2 protein-coding genes and 1 pseudogene are annotated in these 3,062 nt (G+C 70.5%); 1 reads left to right on the top strand and 2 read right to left on the bottom strand.

Annotated elements, in window-relative coordinates:
- Positions 1-282: 282 nt before the first annotated feature.
- Positions 283-978 (top strand): annotated as a pseudogene (locus BEK98_RS46955) (IS630 family transposase); the annotation flags it as partial.
- A 646-nt stretch (positions 979-1,624) separates the two neighbouring features.
- On the opposite strand, the gene BEK98_RS46965 reads toward BEK98_RS46955, so the two are convergent.
- Positions 1,625-2,290, bottom strand: a complete 666-nt coding sequence (locus tag BEK98_RS46965; protein ID WP_094222925.1) for a response regulator — start codon at positions 2,288-2,290, stop codon at positions 1,625-1,627.
- Positions 2,287-3,062 (bottom strand): sensor histidine kinase (locus BEK98_RS46970; protein ID WP_244202319.1); only part of this gene is annotated, 776 nt, incomplete at its 5' end. The genes BEK98_RS46965 and BEK98_RS46970, both read right to left, overlap by 4 nt.

The following is a 3,062-nucleotide window of genomic DNA, read 5'->3' on the forward strand; positions in this document are numbered from 1 at the left end:
ACCGGCCCCCTCGACACCAATGTCGAGGGGGCCGGAAGCATGTGGGACGCCAGGCCGACGGAGTGAACTCACCGCCGACAAACTCGCCCCCCTTGCCCCTCCAGCCTGGAGTCAGCGACGGTGTAGCGGAATGTGGCGGGCCCCAGGTCAGATCTGGTCTACGGCCCGCCACGTGATTCGTCGAGCCGACGCATCAGGGGGGTGTCGACGGTCACCTACTCAGGTTGAACTCGTGTTGTCGTAGGTGCTGATGGTCCTTGGTCCCTGCGGTATGACATCGGGGTGCGATACGCGCAGGGGGGCGGGTTCACTGCCCAGGAGCAACAGCGTCGGGAGCGGGTGCGGTTGGAGGCTGCCGAGCGGTTCGAACGGGGAGACGGCCACAGGGTGATCGCGGCTGACCTTCGGGTCACCGTGCGGTCGGTGGAGCGGTGGTGTCAGGCCTGGCGGCAGGGCGGTTCGGCCGGCTTGGAGTCGAAGGCCGTAGTCGCCGCCCAGGCTCGGTGAGCGGCAGTTCGCTCAGCTGGAGCGGGAGTTGGAGAAGGGACCGCTCGCTCACGGCTGGGAGGACCAGCGGTGGACGCTTGCGCGAATCAAGACTCTGATCGGTCGGCGGTTCCACGTCTCCTACACCGTCCGGGGCGTGTGGAAGCTGATGCGACGCAACGGCTGGTCGTGCCAGCAGCCGGTTCGTCGGGCGATCGAGCGCGACGACGGGGCGGTCGAGGTGTGGAAGATGCAGGTGTGGCCGCAGGTAAGAGCGTAGTGGCGGCGCTCGGAGCCTGGCTGGTGTTCGAGGACGAGGCCGGGGTCTCGATGACGCCGGCGCGGGCCCGCACCTGGGGACGCCGTGGCCGAACGCCCGTCGTCCGGGTGCGTGGCCGCTCCCGCCGACGGGTCTCCATCGCTGCCCTGACCTGCTACAAAGCCGGTGCGCGGTCCCGGCTGATCTACCGGCCCAGGCTGGATGACGGGCAGGGCCGGAGCATCCTGCTGACGACCGCCATCCGGGCAACTGCGACCGGTCAACAGCGCCTCGCGGTGATCGACGCGGCGACTGCCGCAGAAATCGCGTTGGCCACCGGGCTTGCCGCTCGACTCTCGGCCCAGTACCCGCCCCATGAAGCACAAGCGCGCGTCGAGGCCACTCGCATGCTCGGGCCCCGCCTGAACCTTGCCGAGAGGCTGGGCATGACCTTGCCGCCTCGGACGAGGGACGACCTGCTGGCCCCGCGGAACGCGGTCGTCCACCGCGGCACCCCCATCACCGACGCCGCTGCACGAGCAGCAGTCGCCGTGGCACAGGCACTGGTGGAGGACTACGAACCATTACCTGCACATTGCCTGGAACCTGATGGGTGGGGCGACATCGAGGACGGCGACGAGTAACCGCAGCATGGGCCGCCCTGTGTCACAACGCGGCGGCCAGGGGCCGGGACCGGCGCACCTGCGACTCGGCCCACGCGTTCCTCCGGTCCCGCCGCATCCCTGTACCCCGGTCCCTTCCTGGTGTTGCTACGGCCTGGCGTGTTCCGCCGGTGCCACCAGTGGCGTGCGTTCGGTGGGGTGCCCCGGCGGGATCCAGTGGAAGGGTCGGGAGGCTGTCCCGTTGGGGGCGGTGGTGTCAGGTCGGGTGGACGAGGCGGCTGTCGTAGGCGAAGACGACCGCCTGGATCCGGTCGCGGAGTCCGAGTTTCTGCAGGATCCGCCCGAGATGGGCCTTCACGGTTGCCTCGGCGAGGTGCAGGGCGGCCGCGATCTCGGCGTTGGACAGGCCGCTGCCCACCTTGACGAGGACGTCGCGTTCGCGCGTGCTGAGCCGGCTGAGTCGTTCGTCGTGGTGGTCGGTGCGGCTCCCGTGGGGGAGGTGCGGCCGGAGGTTGTCGAGCAGGCGGCGGGTGATCCTTGGGGCGAGAACGGCGTCGCCCGCGGCCACGTTGCGTATCGCGGTGAGGAGTTCCTCGGGCCTGGTGTTCTTCAGCAGGAAGCCGGAGGCTCCGGCGGCGAGTCCGGCGAAGGCGTATTCGTCGAGGTCGAAGGTGGTGAGGATCAGTACCTTGCTCCTGGGGGAGATGTGGGTGAGCCGGCGGGTCGCCTCGATGCCGTCGGTCTCGGGCATCCGGACGTCCATCAGGACGACGTCGGGGCGCAGTTCCCGGGTGAGGCGTACGGCCTCGGCGCCGTTCGCGGCCTCGCCGACGGGTGTCATGTCGGGCTGGGCGTCCAGGATCGTGCTGAAGGCCATCCGGAGCAGCGCTTCGTCGTCGGCGATCAGGATGCGGATCGTCATGCGGGAGCTGCTCCGTCGCTGTCGAGGTGGAGGCGGGTGTGGACGTTCCAGCCGCCGCCCGGGAGCGGTCCGGCGCGCAGTGTCCCGCCGTAGGCGGCCGAGCGCTCGCGCATGCCGGGGATGCCCTGGCCGGACGGGGTGTCGGCGGGAGACGACGGGCCGGGGAGGTGGGGGCGGGGTCCGTTGTCGGTGATGTCCACGGTGACGGTTGCGGCGGAGCACTGTATCCGGACGTCGGCGCGGGTGCCGGCGGGGGTGTGTTTGAGGGTGTTGGTCAAGGCTTCCTGTACCAGGCGGTAGACGGTCAGTTGGGCGGTGGCGGGCACGTGGGTGTGGCTGCCGAGGATGTCGAGGCGGGTCGGCAGCCCGGCGGCGCGCATCCGGTCGGCGAGGGCATCGAGTTGGGCGATGCCGGGCAGGGGGTGGCGCTGCGCGTCGGGTTCGTCGGTCCGCAGGATGCCGAGCGAGCGCCGCATGTCGGTCAGGGCCTGCCGGCCGGTCTCGGAGACCTGGAGCATCGCGGTGGTGGTCCTGTCGGGTGACCGGTGCTGCGTTTGGACGGCGGCGTCGGTGAGGGCGACCATGACGGACAGGTTGTGGGTGACGATGTCGTGCATCTCCCGGGCGATGCGGGTCCGTTCCTCGGCGACGGCCAGTCGTGCCTGCTGGTCCTGGTGTTGTTCCAGGCGCGCGGCCCGTTCCTCCAGGGCGGCGAGGTAGGCGCGCGCGGTCCGCGCGTTCGTGCCCAGGGCGACGGTGGCGACGACGGTCG

The sequence above is a fragment of the Streptomyces diastatochromogenes genome (assembly GCF_002242805.1).
GTDB lineage: Bacteria > Actinomycetota > Actinomycetes > Streptomycetales > Streptomycetaceae > Streptomyces > Streptomyces diastatochromogenes.